Annotated in this window: 16 protein-coding genes and 1 pseudogene; 8 read left to right on the forward strand and 9 right to left on the reverse strand. The window is 55.6% G+C overall.

What is annotated here, in order from left to right; genetic code table 11:
* Positions 1-245: 245 nt before the first annotated feature.
* Both KHQ28_RS13940 and KHQ28_RS13945 read right to left on the reverse strand, forming a co-directional pair.
* Positions 246-1,424 carry an acetyl-CoA C-acetyltransferase gene (locus KHQ28_RS13940; RefSeq protein WP_002916052.1) on the reverse strand — a complete coding sequence of 393 codons (1,179 nt, stop codon included), beginning with the start codon at positions 1,422-1,424 and terminating at the stop codon, positions 246-248.
* Positions 1,425-1,542: 118 nt separating this feature from the next.
* Positions 1,543-2,412 (reverse strand): LysR family transcriptional regulator, encoded by an 870-nt coding sequence (locus KHQ28_RS13945; protein ID WP_002916055.1) that lies wholly within the window; start codon positions 2,410-2,412, stop codon positions 1,543-1,545.
* 102 nt (positions 2,413-2,514) lie between these two features.
* Between KHQ28_RS13945 and KHQ28_RS13950 the strand changes: the two genes are divergently transcribed.
* The 6 genes and pseudogenes from KHQ28_RS13950 (at position 2,515) to mkrJ (ending at position 7,853) form a co-directional block, all read left to right on the forward strand.
* Positions 2,515-2,976, forward strand: a complete 462-nt coding sequence (locus KHQ28_RS13950) for a multidrug/biocide efflux PACE transporter (RefSeq protein WP_002916056.1) — start codon at positions 2,515-2,517, stop codon at positions 2,974-2,976.
* Positions 2,977-3,099: 123 nt separating this feature from the next.
* Positions 3,100-4,329, forward strand: coding sequence for an amino acid permease (locus KHQ28_RS13955; RefSeq protein ID WP_002916058.1), 1,230 nt, complete (start codon positions 3,100-3,102; stop codon positions 4,327-4,329).
* A gap of 118 nt (positions 4,330-4,447) precedes the next feature.
* Positions 4,448-5,326: an aldo/keto reductase family oxidoreductase gene (locus KHQ28_RS13960; RefSeq protein ID WP_002916061.1), complete on the forward strand. Its 879-nt coding sequence runs from the start codon at positions 4,448-4,450 to the stop codon at positions 5,324-5,326.
* A 382-nt stretch (positions 5,327-5,708) separates the two neighbouring features.
* On the forward strand, positions 5,709-6,413 hold the full coding sequence (gene mrkH / locus KHQ28_RS13965) for a transcriptional activator MrkH (RefSeq protein ID WP_004152886.1): 705 nt from the start codon (positions 5,709-5,711) through the stop codon (positions 6,411-6,413).
* Positions 6,414-6,430: 17 nt separating this feature from the next.
* Positions 6,431-7,003 (forward strand): transcriptional regulator MrkI, encoded by a 573-nt coding sequence (gene mrkI / locus KHQ28_RS13970; protein WP_002916079.1) that lies wholly within the window; start codon positions 6,431-6,433, stop codon positions 7,001-7,003.
* A gap of 143 nt (positions 7,004-7,146) precedes the next feature.
* Positions 7,147-7,853, forward strand: a pseudogene (mkrJ, locus tag KHQ28_RS13975) (phosphodiesterase MrkJ).
* A 34-nt stretch (positions 7,854-7,887) separates the two neighbouring features.
* Here mkrJ and mrkF read toward each other — a convergent pair.
* From mrkF to mrkA, 5 genes are all read right to left on the reverse strand, one after another.
* Complete coding sequence (mrkF, locus tag KHQ28_RS13980) at positions 7,888-8,523, reverse strand: type 3 fimbria minor subunit MrkF (protein WP_002916122.1); 636 nt, start codon at positions 8,521-8,523, stop codon at positions 7,888-7,890.
* A 13-nt stretch (positions 8,524-8,536) separates the two neighbouring features.
* Complete coding sequence (gene mrkD, locus KHQ28_RS13985) at positions 8,537-9,532, reverse strand: type 3 fimbria adhesin subunit MrkD (protein WP_004149659.1); 996 nt, start codon at positions 9,530-9,532, stop codon at positions 8,537-8,539.
* Positions 9,523-12,009: a type 3 fimbria usher protein MrkC gene (gene mrkC, locus KHQ28_RS13990; RefSeq protein WP_000813718.1), complete on the reverse strand. Its 2,487-nt coding sequence runs from the start codon at positions 12,007-12,009 to the stop codon at positions 9,523-9,525. Before mrkC ends, mrkD begins: the two co-directional genes overlap by 10 nt.
* A gap of 11 nt (positions 12,010-12,020) precedes the next feature.
* Positions 12,021-12,722 (reverse strand): type 3 fimbria chaperone MrkB, encoded by a 702-nt coding sequence (gene mrkB, locus KHQ28_RS13995; protein ID WP_000820818.1) that lies wholly within the window; start codon positions 12,720-12,722, stop codon positions 12,021-12,023.
* Positions 12,723-12,817: 95 nt separating this feature from the next.
* Entirely contained in the window at positions 12,818-13,426 is a 609-nt protein-coding gene (gene mrkA, locus KHQ28_RS14000) for a type 3 fimbria major subunit MrkA (RefSeq protein ID WP_002916128.1), read from the reverse strand.
* A 705-nt stretch (positions 13,427-14,131) separates the two neighbouring features.
* Between mrkA and KHQ28_RS14005 the strand changes: the two genes are divergently transcribed.
* Entirely contained in the window at positions 14,132-14,341 is a 210-nt protein-coding gene (locus KHQ28_RS14005) for a DUF1471 domain-containing protein (protein WP_002916131.1), read from the forward strand.
* 95 nt (positions 14,342-14,436) lie between these two features.
* On the opposite strand, the gene KHQ28_RS14010 is transcribed toward KHQ28_RS14005, so the two are convergent.
* A complete protein-coding gene (locus KHQ28_RS14010) occupies positions 14,437-15,333 on the reverse strand; it encodes an EamA family transporter (protein ID WP_004185514.1) in 897 nt (298 codons plus the stop codon).
* An 81-nt stretch (positions 15,334-15,414) separates the two neighbouring features.
* Here KHQ28_RS14010 and KHQ28_RS14015 point away from each other — a divergent pair, with 81 nt between their 5' ends.
* A complete protein-coding gene (locus tag KHQ28_RS14015) occupies positions 15,415-15,921 on the forward strand; it encodes a MarR family winged helix-turn-helix transcriptional regulator (RefSeq protein ID WP_002916184.1) in 507 nt (168 codons plus the stop codon).
* Here the strand turns inward: KHQ28_RS14015 and KHQ28_RS14020 are convergent.
* On the reverse strand, positions 15,918-16,874 hold the full coding sequence (locus tag KHQ28_RS14020; RefSeq protein ID WP_004889905.1) for a nickel/cobalt transporter: 957 nt from the start codon (positions 16,872-16,874) through the stop codon (positions 15,918-15,920). The genes KHQ28_RS14015 and KHQ28_RS14020 overlap by 4 nt on opposite strands.
* Positions 16,875-17,518: the final 644 nt, after the last annotated feature.

A 17,518-nucleotide genomic window follows, 5' to 3' on the forward strand; every position in this document is an offset into this window, starting at 1 on the left:
TACCCTTACAATAAATAAAATGACATTTCGTTTTTATGAAACATCATTTTATTTTTTAGGCACCATAGTTTTAGTGACCAGGATCGTAGTTATTTGTTTCAAAAAAGGTGGCACAACAAGACGTGACGAAGCTCAATAATTTCGCCGGGGAGAGTGAAAGAGGGAGGGGAAAAAATAAGGGTTCGGCAAAGCACGGCGCATAAAAAAGGCCTCCCGCAGGAGGCCATGGAAATCGAGGTATAGCGCTATGCGCGTTCTACCGCCAGCGCCACGCCCTGACCGCCGCCAATGCACAGCGTCGCCAGACCTTTGCGGGCATCGCGCTTGATCATTTCATGCACCAGCGACACCAGAATCCGGCAGCCGGAGGCGCCGATGGGGTGGCCGAGGGCGATCGCGCCGCCGTTGACGTTGACCCGGCGCTCATCCCACTCCAGTACCCGGCCAACCGAGATCGCCTGAGCGGCAAAGGCCTCATTGGCTTCGATCAGATCGACGTCGTCCAGCCGCCAGCCGGCCCGCTCCAGACAGCGACGGGTGGCATGCACCGGGGCAATGCCCATCAGCGCCGGATCGACGCCGACGCTGGCGAAGGCGCGGATCCGCGCAAGGATCGGCAGCCCCAGCTCCAGCGCTTTAGCCTCGCTCATCATCATTACCGCCGCCGCGCCGTCATTGATGCTTGAGGCGTTGCCGGCGGTTACCGATCCAAGGCGATCGAAGGTGGGCTGCAGGCTGGCCAGCCCTTCCGCGCTGGCATCCACCCGCGGTTGTTCATCGGTATCCACGGTGCGCGCCGCGCCGTTATGCTCGGTGACAACCGGGACGATCTCATCGCGAAAGCGACCGGAATCAATCGCCTTGCGCGCCTTATGCTGTGAGCTGAGCGCCCAGGCGTCCTGCAGCTCGCGACTGATGCCAAATTCCCGGGCCAGGTTTTCCGCCGTGACGCCCATATGATAATCGTTGAAAGCATCCCACAGCCCATCATGCACCAGACTGTCAATCAGCTGGCTGTTGCCCAGCTGGGCGCCGGTGCGGCTGTCGGTAAGCACATGCGGAGCGCGGCTCATATTCTCCTGGCCGCCAGCGATCACCACGTCCGCTTCCCCGCACTGGATCGCCTGGGTAGCGAGGTGCAGAGCCTTCAGGCCGGAACCGCAGACATCGTTAATGGTGATAGCCGATACGGTGTTAGGCAGCCCACCGCGAATAGCGGACTGACGCGCCGGATTTTGTCCGGTCCCCGCGGTCAGTACCTGGCCGAGGATCACCTCATCCACGCTGTGCGGATCGATTCCCGTCTTCTCCACCAGCGCCTTCACCACCACGCTCCCCAGCTCGACGGCTGAATGGCGCGATAATGCGCCCTGAAAGCAGCCAATCGGCGTTCGCAGCGCGCCGACGATCACGACATCCTTCATCCTCTACCCCTGCCCATGCATTTGCGCAAAGAAACAGCGATATACTAGATAATTGTTATCAAAAAACTTTGTAATTGTTTAAAAAAAGTGAAGCCAATCACAAAGAAATAGCTATTCGTTAACGTTCACGCCGCTGCAGATGCTGACGCAGCCAGCTGCCGGCCGCTCCCGGCGGCGCTTTCTTATTCCACAGCAGATCGACTGAAATTGCCCGCGGCCAGCCGGGGATATCGAGCGCCACCAGCCCGCCCTGCGGCGCAAACTCCGCCACCAGCGCGCTGGGCAGAATGCACCAGCCGAACCCCTGCGCCGCCATGCTGAGCAGCAGCAGGTAGTTTGGCGCCGACCAGACCTGGCCTGCGGCAGGTTCGGTGGCGCTGGCCAGAAAGGTGCTCAAACGCAGCTCGCGCCAGCTGCGCAGCTCATCCCAGGCGACCTTACCCTGCGCCGCCAGCGGATGGCCAGGGGCTACATAAATGCCCATCGCCGTCTGCAGCGGCAGGCGGGTGCTGCCGATATCGGTGGGGTAGCGCTCCCTCGCCTCAATCAGCCCCACCTGGGCGCGGGATTTTTGCAGGAGATCGATCACATCCTCGTCTTCGCCAATCAAACACTCAAACTCGGTATGAGGAAAGCGGCGGTCAAACTGCACCAGCAGATCTTCCAGCACGTCCGGGTGCAGAGTATCGGAGAGCACGAAGGTCAGCCGCGGCTCCGTCTCGCCGGACAGCGACACAGCCAGTTCGTCCAGCCGCTCGCTGGCGGCAAGAATCGCTTTGACATAGCTCAGCACCTGCTCCCCCTGCGGGGTCAGCGTCGGTTGCCGCGTTGCCCTGTCAAAGAGGATTACGCCGAGATCGGCCTCCAGATTGGCGATGGCGGTACTGATCGTCGACTGACTTTTCCGCAGGCGGCGGGCGGCGGCGGAGAACGATCCGCTGTCGACCGCCTCGACAAAGGCGGTTAAGGCTTCCGGTGAATAACGCATGATGTATCTACAATATCGATGGGTCCTATCTTTTGTTTATCATATTTTTCCATAAACTGCCGGGTAATTTCCTGTTCAGGCTAAAACTGGAGGTAGCTCGCCATGCAACAGACCCCACATCAGCGCAAGACGCTCACCGAACGCGTTATCCACGCCATCACCTTCGAAGGACTGGCGACGCTGATCCTCGCCCCTACCGCCGCCTGGCTGATGCAGCGCTCGGTAGTGGAGATGGGCGGACTGAGCATTCTGCTCGCCACCCTGGCGATGGTATGGAACATTATCTATAACGCGGCGTTCGATCGCCTGTGGCCGGTCTCCCGCTTCCCCCGCCAGCTGAAAGTACGCGCCCTGCACGCGCTCGGTTTCGAAACCGGATTCGTCATCATTGGCGTCACCATGGTGGCGATCGTGCTGGGCGTCTCGCTGCTGCAGGCGTTTATGCTGGAGATCGGTTTTATGCTTTTCTTCCTGCCCTACACCATGGCCTTTAACTGGGTATGGGACACCCTGCGCGAGCGCGTTATTCGTCACCGCCGCCCGCGCCAGACGGCGCGCGGTTAATCCCGGCGCGGATCTTCGACGATCCGCCGCGACTTTATCACCAAAAACTATCGCAACAGACGAACCATAAATATGGTAAATTGCACTCCTTTTTTTTGGTTTGACGGTTGATAAAGTCGCATAATGTCTAAAATTTGGTCTAAAGAAGAAACTCTATGGAGTTTTGCCTTATATGGCACTGCAGTAGGCGCTGGGACGCTATTTCTACCGATCCAGCTGGGTTCGGCTGGCGCCATTGTGCTGTTCATCACCGCGCTGGTCGCCTGGCCGCTCACTTACTGGCCCCACAAAGCGCTGAGCCAGTTTATTCTCTCGGCCAATATCGCGCCGGGAACCGGGATCACCGGCGCAGTTAATCACTACTATGGTAAGAAAATTGGCAACCTGATCACCGGCCTCTATTTCCTTGCCTTCTTTGTGGTGGTGCTCATCTACGCCGTGGCCATCACCAACTCGCTGGCCGAACAGGTGGCGCATCGCACGCCGATGACCCCAGGGCTGCGTGCGCTGCTGAGTCTGGGGGTCGTGCTGGTCCTCAACCTGATCTTTCTCATGGGACGGCAGGTCACCATCAAGGTGATGGGCTTTCTGGTCTTCCCGCTTATCGCCTGTTTCCTGTTTCTCTCCCTCTATTTAATCCGCGACTGGCATCCGGAGCATCTCACCAGCCAGATGCAGTTCAGCCCGCAGACGCTCCACCAGGTCTGGATCTCTATTCCCGTGATGGTTTTCGCTTTTAGCCATACGCCGATCATCTCGACTTTTGCTATCGATCAGCAGGAGAAACACGGCGACCTGGCCATGGGTAAATGCAAAAAAATCATGAAGGTGGCCTACACCATCATCTGCGCCAGCGTGCTGTTTTTTGTCTTCAGTTGTCTGCTGGCGATCCCGGCAACCTATATAGAGACCGCCCGCGATCAGGGGGTGACTATCCTCTCCGCCCTGTCGATGGTGCCAGGCGCGCCGGGATGGCTGGCGGTGACCGGCATCATCGTCGCCGTCGTCGCTATGTCGAAGTCGTTTCTCGGAACCTACTTCGGAGTGATTGAGGGCGCCAGCGAAATCGTCAAAAGCTCGCTGGGCCTGCTGGGCGTGCGTAAGAGCCGCGCTTTCAACCGCGCGATGTCGATCCTGCTGGTCTCCGCCTTCACTTTTGCGGTGTGCTTTATCAACCCGAATGCGATCTCAATGATCTACGCTATCAGCGGACCGCTTATCGCCATGATCCTGTTTATTATGCCCACGCTGTCGACATGGCTCATTCCGGCGCTGAAGCCGTACCGCTCGGTGGGTAACGCAATTACGCTGGTGGTAGGCCTGCTCTGCGTGTCGGTGATGTTCTTCGGCTAATCCCCTCTGGCGACAGCGGCTGCCTGAGCTGCTGTCGCACATTCTGACAATATTCTCCCCCTTGCCTTCCTTGTGAGCGGATTACACTTACGGCTTAGCCACCGTGAGGAGAGTTCTTATGTCCAGTGTCACCTTATCCGGTCGCGGCACGCTCGGCGATCGCCAGGTCTATCGCTTAGGTTACGGCGCGATGCAGCTGGCCGGCCCCGGTGTTTTCGGCCCGCCCAAAGATCCTGAAGAAGCGGTGCGCGTACTACAGGCCGCCGTCGAGGCCGGGATAAACCATATCGATACCTCTGATTTCTACGGTCCACATGTCACCAATCAGTTGATCCGCAAAGCGCTCCACCCCTACCCTGACGATCTGTGCATTGTCACCAAGGTCAGCGCCCGCCGTGACGAGAAAGGCAACTGGCTACCGGCCATGTCGCCCGCCGAACTGACCCAGGCCGTTGAAGACAATTTGCGTCACCTGGGGCTTGAGGTACTGGAAGTGGTTAATCTGCGCAGTATGCTGAGCCCGCACGGCCCGGTGGAGGGTTCGCTGGAGGCGCCACTCGCCACCCTGCTGGAACTGAAAGAGCGAGGATTAATCCGCCATATCGGCCTCAGCAACGTGACGGCAAAGCAGGTCGCGGATGCGCAGAAAATGACGCCCATCGTCTGCGTGCAAAATCTTTATAACGTTGCCCATCGCGCCGACGACGCGCTGGTGGATGCGCTGGCCGCCCAGCACATCGCCTGGGTGCCCTTTTTCCCGCTGGGCGGTTTTACGCCGTTGCAGGCGCAGGAGTTGAACGAGGTCGCGGCTTCGCTTGAGGCGACGCCGATGCAGGTCGCCCTCGCCTGGCTGCTCCAGCGAGCGCCAAATATTCTGCTGATCCCCGGCACCTCCTCCCGCACGCACCTCGCGGAAAATATTGCCGCTGCCGAGCTGGTCCTGCCTGCGGAAGCGCTGCGCACCCTCGATAATATCGCCACCGCCGCGCGCCGCTGACCTGCCAGACAAAATGGAGGGAACCCTATCCCTCCTCAATATTTGCCTGGAAAAACCTCACCGCTACTGGCACTATAGATCCTACAAATGGGGCGTGATCGACGATCGTTCTCTCATTATCCCCGTTAATTAAACTTAAGTTTTTATCCTTCGACCGGTCTCCAGCTTGGAGGCCGTTGTCGTTTTTGTCATGACCAAAATTCGAAACTCTTGATTACAGGAAATACAATATCAAATTCCAAGTTTATACATATCAATCTGGCTGCAAAGATAGTCAATAACATCAAACGCTCATAAAAACATCTGATTAACCCAATCAGAATGTTGCTATTGCTATAAGAAAAATCAAACGCCTCACGACAACTATTTACAAGGGATGCATATGACAGAGGGAACGATAAAGACCAGTAAGTATGAAATTATTGCTATTTTCAGAGAGGAGTTGCGCAAACGTACTGAAATTGAAATATTTTTTAACAACACCAGTATCATAACCCAACTGACGCGCGTGGACTTTGCCGAGTTTCATATTCAGACCCATCGCAAAATCCCGTCCGGGCATAAAATTCGCTTTCTCCTGCATAGCGATTCAGGGAAAATAGAGTTTAATGCGGCCCTGACAAAACATGACAATAGCGGTGTCGATAAAGGTATCCGCTACGCTTTTTCATTGCCTGAATGCCTGCAGGTAGTGCAGCGTCGCCGCGATCCCCGCTTTCGTTTACGCCATGAGCATGACTTTTATTGCCGCGGCCGCCATAAAAACGGCGAAAACTATCTTTTCGATATCAAAGACATTTCAGATGGCGGTTGCGCATTGATGACCAAAACGCCGAATCTTAAATTTCTCAGCCACAACGCCTTACTGAAAAACGCCGTACTTATGCTTGCAGAATATGGCGAGATCACCATCGACCTGGTGGTCAAAAATGTCATTGTTATCACCCTGGATAACGCTAATGAAGAGAGTGAGAGCTACTATCAGATATCCTGCCAGTTTAAGTTCCGCCATCTCGATGACCAGCGCAGAATAGAGAAGATACTGCTGGACCTGATCTTAGAAGCCAAGCGCAAAAAGAGAATCTGACAACCTTGGACAGTATATTGCTGTACACCAATGACAATCTCATTGGTCACTCAATCTATCACTACCTTATTGATAGCCATGAAAATGCCACCCGTCTGAGTTATGCCGATGTCATCCATGAGAAACATCTGCCACTGGCCCAGACGATTATTTTCAATTTAATTAATAAGGATATTTCTGCCATCAGAATCGTCGATCTGCTGAATGCGCTCCGCCTTTCCCTGCTGCGCTGCCAGCAGCCGGTGCTAATGGTGAAAAGCGACATTGTCGGGCTGTGCAGAGAGTTGATAAACTTTGACAACGCTATGATTATTAGTGAGAAATCTCCGCTAACTCTTTTTTCATCTATCGTCCAACGCGCCAAAGGCGTCAGCGAACTGCCGCCGCGAGGATTGCGCAAACAGCTTTCACCACGGGAGTGTCAGATCCTCGAACTGCTCATTGCCAACAATAATAATAAGCGTATTGCCGCCCTGCTCGGCATTGCTCATAAAACGGTTCATAGCCACCGCATCCATATCATGCAAAAACTGGGTATTGATAATTCCCGCACTATGAATCAGCGTATTGCCGCTCTCCATCAATGCTAAATGTTCTCCCGGTAAATCAGTAGCGGATAAAGCGTACTTATTCGCTGTTGATTTACATTTCCCGCCATTCCCATTAATCATCAGGTAGCCTATAATTAATGTATCCTCTGCCTATTGTCTGACTAACCTCGTGAAGAGGGATAATGAACACTAAAATATTCGAAGACAACATTTTATCTCGTAATGATATCGCTGTACGCTACGTCTTTCAGAAAATGTTTTCCCCACAAGGTACTCTGGTCGCGGTGGAATGCTTAAGCCGCTTTGATAATCTTTCTATTTCCCCCGAAGATTTTTTCCGCCATGCTACCGCCGCCGTTNNTTTCTCGAACAACTGGCACTGATTGAAAAGCATAAAGCCTGGTTTTTACGTAACCATATTTCCGCAACAATTAACGTTGATGACCATATCCTTAACCTGTTGCGCCAGAAGGACATAAAAGCCAAAATCGCCGCCCTGACCTGCGTCCATTTCGAGGTAACCGAAAACGCCGAGAATCTGCTGCATAATTCTCTTGCCGCCTGGCAGAGCCCACAGGATACCTCACTGTGGCTCGACGACTTCGGCTCCGGCTACGCGGGAATTAACGCTATTCGCGGTTATCACTTTGACTATGTGAAAATTGATAAGGATTTTTTCTGGCACCTGATGCGCAAAGAGTCCGGCCGCCAGCTGATGGATGCGCTGGTGACCTTTTTATCGCGCAACCATCATAATGTGATTATTGAAGGTGTGGAAAGTGAAGCCCATAAAGAATGGCTGCAGGGAATGGAGTGGTTTGCTATCCAGGGACATTACTGGCGGGAAGTCAGTATTGAACAACTGGTCGCCGATGATATTGCCATGTAAAAAAAGCCGGGAATTCCCGGCTTTTTAACGTCACTTAATTATAAACTAATTCCCACGTTGCCCAGCTGGTAATCGGCCCGCTGGTGGCGCTTTTCGGCGTTGGCGAAACATAGCCAACGTAATAGGTGAACAGGCCGCCGCTGACCGCGCTTTCCTGCAAACGCACCTGATTTTGCTGCGGGTCCGCCGGGACAATTTTATTACTCTTATCCAGAGTATTATTATCGTTAGTCGATAGCGCCAGATAAATATTCTGCGCTCCATCCGGCAAGGTATTGGCCAGATACCCGGCGTTTTCGTTACCGACCGCCGTCAGTAAAAAACCATCGACCCAGCGCACGCTGACCCGACGCACCTCATCCTGCGAGGCTGCCCCACCATCATGGCGCAGCTGGCAGTTTGACAGTGCCAGGGTAAACGGCTGCGGTTTCATAAACGCCCCGGCCCCGCGATCGTGGACTTCCGCCAGGCTGACCGGCGCCAGCCAGACATTACCGCTGCCGGCATGCTGGCCGCCGTTTAGCGCGACGCTACAGGAAATATCCGTCACCCGCCCGGCAAAATCGACCCGTCCGCGATCGTAATTGGTCTCAAAACCCCACGCCGAGGGGGCGGCGAGGCTGCCGCAAAATAGCAGCCACGCGATAGTGTTTTTCGGCAATCCCTTCATTCCCCCTCCCGTATTAATCGTACGTCAGGTTAAAGATCATATGCGACTCCACCTCGCCGGTGCTGGTCGTCGGGCCATACTGATAAAAACGCGCGTGCAGCGGTATGGTGATGTAGCGGGTCTCCTGATTATTCAAGCGGCCGACGGTGTATTTCTTATTAAACTGCAGCGGGGAGCCATCCTTCAGCACCTGGATGCCAATGCCTTTCGCCATCCCGCTGCCGGCTTTTTCATTCAGCAAGGCGCCCATGGTAGCGGTAGTGCTGGTGGCCAGGGTACCGGAGAACGAGGTGCTAATGTTGGCATATCCCGTTTCACTCAGGCCGCCGCTGCACTGCAGGTCGATATTAAAATCCTTCCCGCCGGCGGTGGTGCCGACCCCTTTCAGGTCGGTGCGCCGGATGGAACCCACATCGACATTCATATTTTTCCCGCTCAGCACTGAACAGGAGGGCGAGACCACGGTGATGGCGTTGGCGCTCAGATAGGTTTCGAGGATCGGGTTACCGCCGCTCTCCCAGTCGTAGGAGGTGTACTTACCCGCCGCCAGGGTGCCGCTGCCGGTGGTTGCCGCGGTTTTGATAATCTCCAGCGTAAAGCGCGACCCTTCGAGGGAATAGTTGGTGGTGTTATATACCCGGGACGAAAAGACGTCGGGATAGACGATATTTACCGTTGCGCCGCCGCGGCTGAAACGCATGCCGATTCCCGGCACGTTGGTGGAGTAGATTTTATTTCCAAGGTCCGTGGCCCCTGGCGATACGATCTTCGCCGCAAAGCGGTTGGTGCCGGAAGTACAGCGATAGCTTGCCCCGCCGGGAGCGCTCATCGTCCAGTCGCGGGTAAGGATCACCGAGCCCACCGGCAGATCCGGGGGCACCACCACCCTGCCCACCACCATGTCCAGCATCACCGTTGGCGATGAGAGACGCGTACAGGAGGCCCAGGACGAGGTGGTTCCCAGCGCCATTAAGACGATAAAAAGCGTTAGTAATTTCCTCAGCGACATACGCTATCCTTTGTTGTTTGCTGTCCCAGATCCACCGAACACTGCCCGCCGCTCCACTTCACAATCGCGCGTTTGGCGTTCGCATCGCTGATAAACATCATGCTGCCCTGGCCGACAACGCCGATCTCCTTGCCGTCGGGGGAGAAAATACTTGCCGCAAACGGCAACGGCTCGTGGTTCGCCTGACGCGCCTGCAGGGTGAGGTTGTTCTGCACCTTAGTGCCGAACGCGACCTTAACCACGCTGCCTTCCCACGGCACAACCTGCGCCACGGTGCGATCGAAGGCCACGTCGTCATGGCTGCCTTTCGGGTCGATTTCCACGGCGTTAATCCGGTACGGGCGCAGATACGGCAGGATGGCGTAACCATTGCTGTCCACACGGGTGCCCGGCGATCCCGGAAGCATCGCCCCGGCCGCGTCTTTGGCTTCAATCAGGGCCATCGTCGAGCCGCTTTCCGGTGAGAGCACCACGCCGCCGCTGTGGGCGATCATCGTCCCGCTGGCGCCAATGCCGCTCTGACGATAGCCTTCGCCCTGGCTGTAGCTGCCGTTGAGGGTGGTCCATGGTGTACGGTAGCTACCGTTGAGCGCCACATCATGCTGACCGCCGGTGGCAGTGGTGGTCGACACGCCGTAGTTAAGGTTGTTTTCACTGTCCAGCGAACCGTTGATACCAATCTGCGAGCTGGCAAAGCGCGAGTTATTGAACGAGGTGTTCGACGTCAGGTTGGCGGTGCGGTTATCGCCAAACCACAGCGGGTAGCTGAAGTTGAGTGAAATACGATCGTCGCGACGATGACCGGAGCTGTCTGGCGTATAGACGCGCTGCGCGCTCGCTGACCAGGAGAGACGACCAAATGAATTGTTGTAGCTGACCTGATACTGCTTCTCGGTCCCGGAGCGGTTCCAGTAATCGGAGATACGGCCGCTGAGATAAAACCCGCCCCAGCCGTCCGGCAGGTTCTGGTTCACCGTGAAGGTCATGCCGTTTTTTTGCCGCCACAGGGTGTAGTTGCTGCGACTATTTTTTTCCTGATCGACGGCGTACAGCGCGTCGTTGAGGTTGTAATAACCTTTCGTCGAGTAGCGATACGCCGCCAACACGATGCTGGTCTGGGTATCGGTAAACATGCGGTTAAAGGTCGCGCGATAGCTCTGACCCGAGTCATCATGGGCATCGCTCTTCAACCGCGAATGGGTGACGTCAAAAGAGAGCGCGCCGATGCCGGTGTTCATCCCGGTCCCCACCAGGAAGGCCTGATAGTCGTCAAAACCGGTGACCCCGGTGTAGCCGGTCAACAGGTTGTTGATCCCGTGCTGCCAGGTCGCCTGATAGAGCATCGGCTTGTTGCGCAGCGCGCTGTCGTCCACTTTACCGGCGGAGAGCGCGTAGCGGGTCATGCCCGGGCGCAGCAGCTGGGCGACGGAGGCGTAAGGCACGCTAAACACTTCTACCGAGCCATCCGCTTCTTTCACCGAGACCTCAAGATCGCTGCCATAGCCGGAAGGATAGACATCCTGCAGGGTAAACGGTCCGGGCGGAACGGTGGTCTGATAGATAATATTGCTGCCCTGACGCACGGTGACGAGGGCGTTGCTCTGCGCCACGCCGCGAATTTCCGGAGCATACGAGCGCATGCCGTCCGGGAACATATTGTCATCGGTGGAAAGATTAACCCCGCGCAGACCGATGGTGTCGAAAAATTCACCATTGGTGAAAATCTGCCCGCCGCTGACGATGGAGTTGAGCTGTGGGATAGGGCGCTGGAGATAGGTCTGGTTGCTGTTCCAGTGCGCTTTACCCTGCTGCTGCTGCCAGTTCAGGTTGCCGATGTGCTTCAGCAGCCAGCCGTCCCACGACAGTCCGGCGTTGACGCCCAGATAGGCGCTGCTGTTATCCGACCCGCCTACCGAAGAGGTATGGCTGTTCCAGGCGTTCGCCATCCAGCCAAGATTGAGCGCGGTAATACCTTTGTCCCAGAACTCCGGGCTGACATAGTTTTTCAGGCGTTGATCTTCATAGATCTGCGGTACCGAAATGTTCAACCGCAGGGAGGACTGGACCAGGTTGTCTTTGACGTTTTCTTCGTTGCGCCAGGATTTGAGGCTACCGCAGTAGCCCTCCTGCTCGCTCAGCTGCGGATTGAGCTTTTCCGCCGCGATGCCATATTGGGCCAGCATCGCTTTGGTGTAGCAGACGCCCAGCCGACCATCTTTATCGCGCGCGATGCGTAAATCGTAGCGCCCTTTCCACTCGTCGTTGGTGTAGACGTCAAGGGAGTAAGTGCCTTCGGTAATCGCGCTGGTCGAAAAGCGCGACAGATCGACCTTTTCGCGACTGCCGACAATAAAGCCGTCGTTAAACTGATATACCGTTCCCGGGTTTTCCTGTCCGCTGGAAAATGGCGGAAAGCAGCACAGCGCGATGGCGATCGCGGTGCTTAATCTTCCCGGGCAGAATGACCTCTGCTTCATTAGCTTTTCCCTTATTTAACGGCCACTTTCACTGCGACATCGGCGCCATAGTCATTAATGTTGTTAACGGTCAGGGTTTCGCCGCGGTTGACGGCGGAGGAGAGCGCCACCGTCTGGCTAGACTGCGGCGCCAGCATCACGGTTTTGCTGTTCAGGGCTTTACCGCCGTCGCGGGAAATACGGCTGACGGTAATGTAGAACGGCGTCGGGTTGTTGATGGCGAGACTACTGCCGCTGGCGGTCAGGGTCAGCTTCTCGGCCGCCGCATCGCGGTTGCCCAGTCCGGCAGGACGATAAATAAATTTAAAGCGCGAACGGATCGCCAGCTGCAGCACGTTCTGGCCTTCATTTTTCTGATTGGCCACCACCGGCGGAATTTCCAGCAGATTCAGCCACCACAGCGTCTCTTTATCTTTCGCCAGACCGGCGCTGCTACCGAGCTTAATACGCAGCGTCTGGCCGCTCTTGGCGTCAACGCGCGAAATCGGCGGGGTGATAATAAACGGGGTGGTAATGGTATCCGGTGTGGCATCGGCATCGCCGTTATCCAGCCAGGCCTGCGCCAGCGCCGGACGGTCGGCGTTATTTGAAAGCTGTACCGTTATTTCTTTTTCATTTCCTGGATAAATAAAGCGGGTACCGTTAACAATAATATTGTTGGCATGGGCCGCAAAACTAAAAATGAAACAGAAAAAAAGGGCAATACGCTTCATGCTGACCTCAGAATAAAAATACAAGCGGCGGACATTGCCGCTTTATTATTGTTATTAACTGCCCCATCGCGGGGCAGTTTTATTTTCTGACGGAATTACTGGTAAGTAATTTCGTAAGTCGCGTAGCTGTTAACCACACCGGTGGTTACCGTGGTCGGCGCGCTGGTGGCGTAGCCTACGTAGTAGGTGAAACGCGCGCCATCAGCTACAGCGGAAGCGTCGCCTTTCGCTTTCGGCTGAGTGCTGTCACCCGGGATGATTTTGTTGGTCAGCGCGGTAGCGTTGTCAGTAGACAGCACCAGCTGGATGTTCTGAGCACCGGAAGCTTCAGTGTTCGCCAGGTAGCCCTGTTGTTTGCTGGTTGCGCCAGCCAGCAGGTTACCGCCGGTCCAGTTCACGCCCAGTTTGCTTACGTCATCCTGTTTAGTGCCATCAGCAGCCTGGCAGTTAGAGACGTCAATGGTGAAAGATTTCGGTTTCAGGTAAGTATCCGCTGCTGCCGCTTTAACTTCAGTCAGGGTTACCGGAGACAGGTAAACGTTCGCATCGCTGCCCTGGCCGTTAACGGAAACAGTACAGGATACATCGGTAACTTTACCGAAGAAATTAACCTGGCCGCCGCCAACAGTGGTATCAGCTGCATGGGCAGCAGTCATGCCAAAAAACGCGGTTGCCATTGCTGCAGAGAGAAGAACCTTTTTCATTGCCATTTCCTTGTCAGAGTGAATTACGAATCAATGAGCACACTGTGAATTCGCATAGAACCAGAAACATCAGGCGATGCTGATTTATGCCACTGCTAATAGAATCTTCGACTGACCGGGAGCCGCAATATTTAAGGCGTCAGGTAACGAACCTAAAAATATAAGTTCGCTGGTGCTATCGGCGTCAAAGAATGCTATTTATTCGCCGACAAATATACATTTGTTCACGTTTCATTAAGTTATATAACAGATAACCATCGACTATTAATAAACAGTCATTGATAGATGAAAACGCGAGGGTGGTTGTTTACAGCGCAGCAAGCCTAACGCCAGAGCGAGAGAAAGTGCCCGCAACAACATGCAGAAAAAGCCCTCGGAAGGCCATCGCGATAAGTCTGAATCTGCCTTTGCGGTGGTGAAAACAGCACCAAACCATTCACACAACGAATGATGAAAGCATGAATGAGGCGCATTCCTCTCCCTGAACAAGGGCAGCCCATGTGATCCCCCCTTTCAGAAACAAATCATTAATTCATTGTTTTTAAATTAAAAAATAGATAAACGATCATGTTTACGCCATCAAACCGCCATAAAAATGTGATCTAAATCGCACTTTTTGCCACGCACGTTATAGTTAGCAGGCTTATTATAAGTCCATCGAAAGCAAACATGCTTTCCACCATAAAAGTTAAAAGGACAAACACCATGAAAAACGTAAAATTACTCGCCGCTGCCGGTATGCTCTCCCTGGTCTCTTTCGCTAGCTTCGCTCATCCGGTGAGCGTGACAGCAGACACCCTGGACAGCGCAGAAGCGAAAATCGCAACCATTGCGAAAGAACAAGGCGCTTCCTACCACATCACCGAAGCCTATACCGGCAACCAGGTCCATATGACCGCCGAGCTGTCTAAATAAGCGAATGGTTGCAGAGGGAGCTGCCGGACAGGCCGCCTGCGGGTGGCTGGTCTGGCTCCCGCCGCCCACCCCGCACGCAGCAATGTCGAGCCCCGTTACGGGGCTTTTTTCGTTTTTGCTCCCGCCGCCTGACGCGCCAGCGCGCGCTGGATAGACATCACGCTCGCCAGCACCACGATCAATCCCATCAGCGCCATCCCCTGGATCTTTTGTCCGAGGAATATCCATCCCAGTACCACGGCGGTCACCGGGCTCAGCAGACTCATCGCCGACACGGCCACCGGTGAGAGGCGGCCAATCCCCCGAAACCACAGGCCATAGGCCAGCATGGCGCCCGCCAGGCACAGCCACAGATAGCCGGCCGCCTGCAGCACTGTTACCTGATGCAAAGGAGGGTCAACGATCAGCGCCACCGGGGCCAGCACCACCCCACCGATCGTCAGCTGCCAGCCGGTCAGCGCGACGATCGGCAGGGAGAGCGCCCAGCGCCGGGAGAGCCAGGTGCCCAGCGCCATACTGATCGCCCCGAGAAACGCCGCGCCGATGCCCAGCGGGTCGAGGACGGTGTGCGGCGACAGCAGCAGCATGGCCATACCGAGTATGCCGGCGATGGCGGAGAACACCGCCAGCCAGGGCGAGCGCTGCCGGTCGACGCACCAGGCGAGGAGCATCACCAGCAGCGGCTGGATCGCGCCGATCACTGCCGCCAGCCCGCCGGGTAAGCGATAGGCGGCGATAAACAACAGCGCCTGAAACGCGCCGATATTTAAGATGCCGGTAACGATCAGCTTTGCCCATTCGCCGCGTTGCGGAAAACGACGGCTCCAGATCAGCAGGGCGATACCTGCCGGCAGCACCCTCAACAGCGCAGCAATAAATGGGCGGTCAGGGGGAAGAAACTGGGAGGTGACGATGTAGGTCGTCCCCCAGATAGCGGGCGCCAGCGCGGTGAGCAGCAGGTCGAGAATCAGATTACGTGAGAGAAAAGCCATGATTTTATCTTCACTCCAAGGTAAATTAGGGAGTGAAGTATGTACCGCCAAGTATCTTGATATCAAGACAAGTGAGCACTAATGGACAAATCACCGCCGATCGACGCCGTGGATCGCATCCTCGCCCAGTGGCAGCGGGAACGGCCAGACCTCGACTGCAGCCCCATGGGGCCGATAGGTCGCCTGAAACGATGCGCTATGCTGCTGGAGCCGCAGGTGGAAGTGGCCTTTACGCGCCACGATCTGGTGCGCTGGGAGTTTGACATGCTGGCGACGCTGCGGCGCGCCGGGGCGCCTTTCGTACTTTCGCCCACCCAGCTCTTCTCCACGCTGATGATTACCTCCGGCACCATGACCCATCGTCTGAAGGCGCTGGAGAAACGCGGGTTTATTACCCGCCTGCCCAATCCGGAGGATGCCCGCAGTATGCTGGTCGCCCTGACTTCCGCCGGACGCGAACGGATCGATGCCGCAGTGGAAACCCACGTCGACAACGAACGGCAACTGCTGGCAGGACTCAGTGACGGTGAACGCCAGCAGTTGGATCAGGCGCTGCGGGTGTTGATGCGACTGCTGGAAACGGGCTAACAGCCAGCGGCGATAAAGTCGCCGTTGGCGCTGATCGGCACCACGCTGAAAAACAATCCCACGGCAAAGAGGATCAGCGCCAGACCGCCGAGGATCTTCATCAGCGGAACCAGCCAGGGCCGCGGGCGGTGATTCGTGGCCAATCGTTTGACCGTCCGATGGCGCGCATAGTGAACCAGTAGCGACAGACCGAGGATCGAGAGCGCGGTGCCCAGCGCCATGCTCATCACCGCGGCGATGCCCCAGCTAACAATCCCCAACGCATTGGCGAATAATAAAATCATGATCGCCCCGCTACAGGGCCGAACGCCGATAGCCAGCACCACGCCAAGGCGCGTCTTCCAGTCAGCGCCCTGCAGATCCTGCCCCACGCCGTGATGGCCGCAGCCGCACGAGGCGTCATGCTGATGCGCTGGCGTCAGACGGCGAATCACCTGTTTTGTCGGCCACAGGCTTTGCAGAGCGCGAAAGATAACATAAGCCCCAAAGACGCCGATGGTCAGGGCGCTGATCTTCTCGACGTACCAGCGGCTGGCGCTAAGATCGCCGGCGGCCAGATTCAGCCCCACCGCAAGAATAAAGACGAAGAGTATCGCAGTGACGCCCTGTAACAGGCTGCCGAGAAAGGGCACCACCCGCGCCGCCGTCAGGCTCTCCTGATTGGTGCTCAGGTAGGTCGTCACGATAAATTTACCGTGTCCCGGTCCGACGGCGTGCAGCACGCCATAGAGAAAGGCCCCCACCAGCAGCCAGATACCGCCGCTGTACTGATGGTTATTCAGCAACAGAAGGTACATCACCAGATAGCGATGCAGGGTAATTTGGGTGGCGAGACACCACTGGAGAAAGTCACCCCAGTGGCTGTGCAAGGTGATAGCGGCGGCCAGCAGTAGAAGGCCGCCGCACCCGGCCGCCAGCAGGCGCCAGTCGCGGAGCGCAATCGGAGTCGTCATCGTTATACCATTGTAGTAAACGTAAACCGCCTGACAGCAACTTTACGACAGGCGAGCGAAGGTGTCAGCGCTGAAGGGTGAGGAATTTGTCGAAGCTGTTCACGGGATTGTTCGTAGTCACCAGGCTCCGCATTATCTACCGATCGCTATCTTCTCGACACTGTATTAGCGCAGAATGCCTCAATATCTTGAGCATACCACAGCTATATCTTTTTATGCGTTATTGGTTACCAATACCTTTTAACAGGAATAATTACTCAAAAAATCACAGATAAAAATAAATAAGTTATTTCTTGGCGAGCATTTTTTGTCAGTTATTATGCTGCGCTTCCGGCAAGAATATTCTTTAACTGCTATTTATTGTACTCTTCAGCAGGATCACTCCCATGAAAAGAGGCTTACTTACCCTGGTTACTGCTGCCATCGCTTTCCGTACAGGCCACCTGGCGCAGCGACAAGCGCCAGGAGGCACGTGACGAAAAGTGGTGAACCGGCAGGCTTCGGCGTATCCTGGATGTGAGTCCTTCCCGCGCCGAAGCGAGCATTCCAACCCGCCGCCAGACCGTGTCGCAATACTTACCTGTCCTCTACTACCTCCCATTGATATCTTCCTGTATACGTTGACCGTGACGAGTTTTCATCTC

The organism is Klebsiella sp. 28 (genome assembly GCF_018223905.1).
Lineage (GTDB): Bacteria > Pseudomonadota > Gammaproteobacteria > Enterobacterales > Enterobacteriaceae > Klebsiella > Klebsiella pneumoniae.

Bases quoted from the DNA above. Each gene is read 5' to 3' on its own strand.
- KHQ28_RS14010 (WP_004185514.1), bottom strand. From the start codon at position 15,333: ATGGCTTTTCTCTCACGTAATCTGATTCTCGACCTGCTGCTCACCGCG.
- mrkF (WP_002916122.1), bottom strand. From the start codon at position 8,523: ATGAAGGGATTGCCGAAAAACACTATCGCGTGGCTGCTATTTTGCGGC.
- KHQ28_RS13950 (WP_002916056.1), top strand. From the start codon at position 2,515: ATGCAACAGACCCCACATCAGCGCAAGACGCTCACCGAACGCGTTATC.
- mrkA (WP_002916128.1), bottom strand. From the start codon at position 13,426: ATGAAAAAGGTTCTTCTCTCTGCAGCAATGGCAACCGCGTTTTTTGGC.
- mrkB (WP_000820818.1), bottom strand. From the start codon at position 12,722: ATGAAGCGTATTGCCCTTTTTTTCTGTTTCATTTTTAGTTTTGCGGCC.
- KHQ28_RS13940 (WP_002916052.1), bottom strand. From the start codon at position 1,424: ATGAAGGATGTCGTGATCGTCGGCGCGCTGCGAACGCCGATTGGCTGC.
- KHQ28_RS13960 (WP_002916061.1), top strand. From the start codon at position 4,448: ATGTCCAGTGTCACCTTATCCGGTCGCGGCACGCTCGGCGATCGCCAG.
- KHQ28_RS14015 (WP_002916184.1), top strand. From the start codon at position 15,415: ATGGACAAATCACCGCCGATCGACGCCGTGGATCGCATCCTCGCCCAG.
- KHQ28_RS13945 (WP_002916055.1), bottom strand. From the start codon at position 2,412: ATGCGTTATTCACCGGAAGCCTTAACCGCCTTTGTCGAGGCGGTCGAC.
- KHQ28_RS14005 (WP_002916131.1), top strand. From the start codon at position 14,132: ATGAAAAACGTAAAATTACTCGCCGCTGCCGGTATGCTCTCCCTGGTC.
- mrkD (WP_004149659.1), bottom strand. From the start codon at position 9,532: ATGTCGCTGAGGAAATTACTAACGCTTTTTATCGTCTTAATGGCGCTG.
- mrkH (WP_004152886.1), top strand. From the start codon at position 5,709: ATGACAGAGGGAACGATAAAGACCAGTAAGTATGAAATTATTGCTATT.
- KHQ28_RS14020 (WP_004889905.1), bottom strand. From the start codon at position 16,874: ATGACGACTCCGATTGCGCTCCGCGACTGGCGCCTGCTGGCGGCCGGG.
- mrkC (WP_000813718.1), bottom strand. From the start codon at position 12,009: ATGAAGCAGAGGTCATTCTGCCCGGGAAGATTAAGCACCGCGATCGCC.
- KHQ28_RS13955 (WP_002916058.1), top strand. From the start codon at position 3,100: ATGTCTAAAATTTGGTCTAAAGAAGAAACTCTATGGAGTTTTGCCTTA.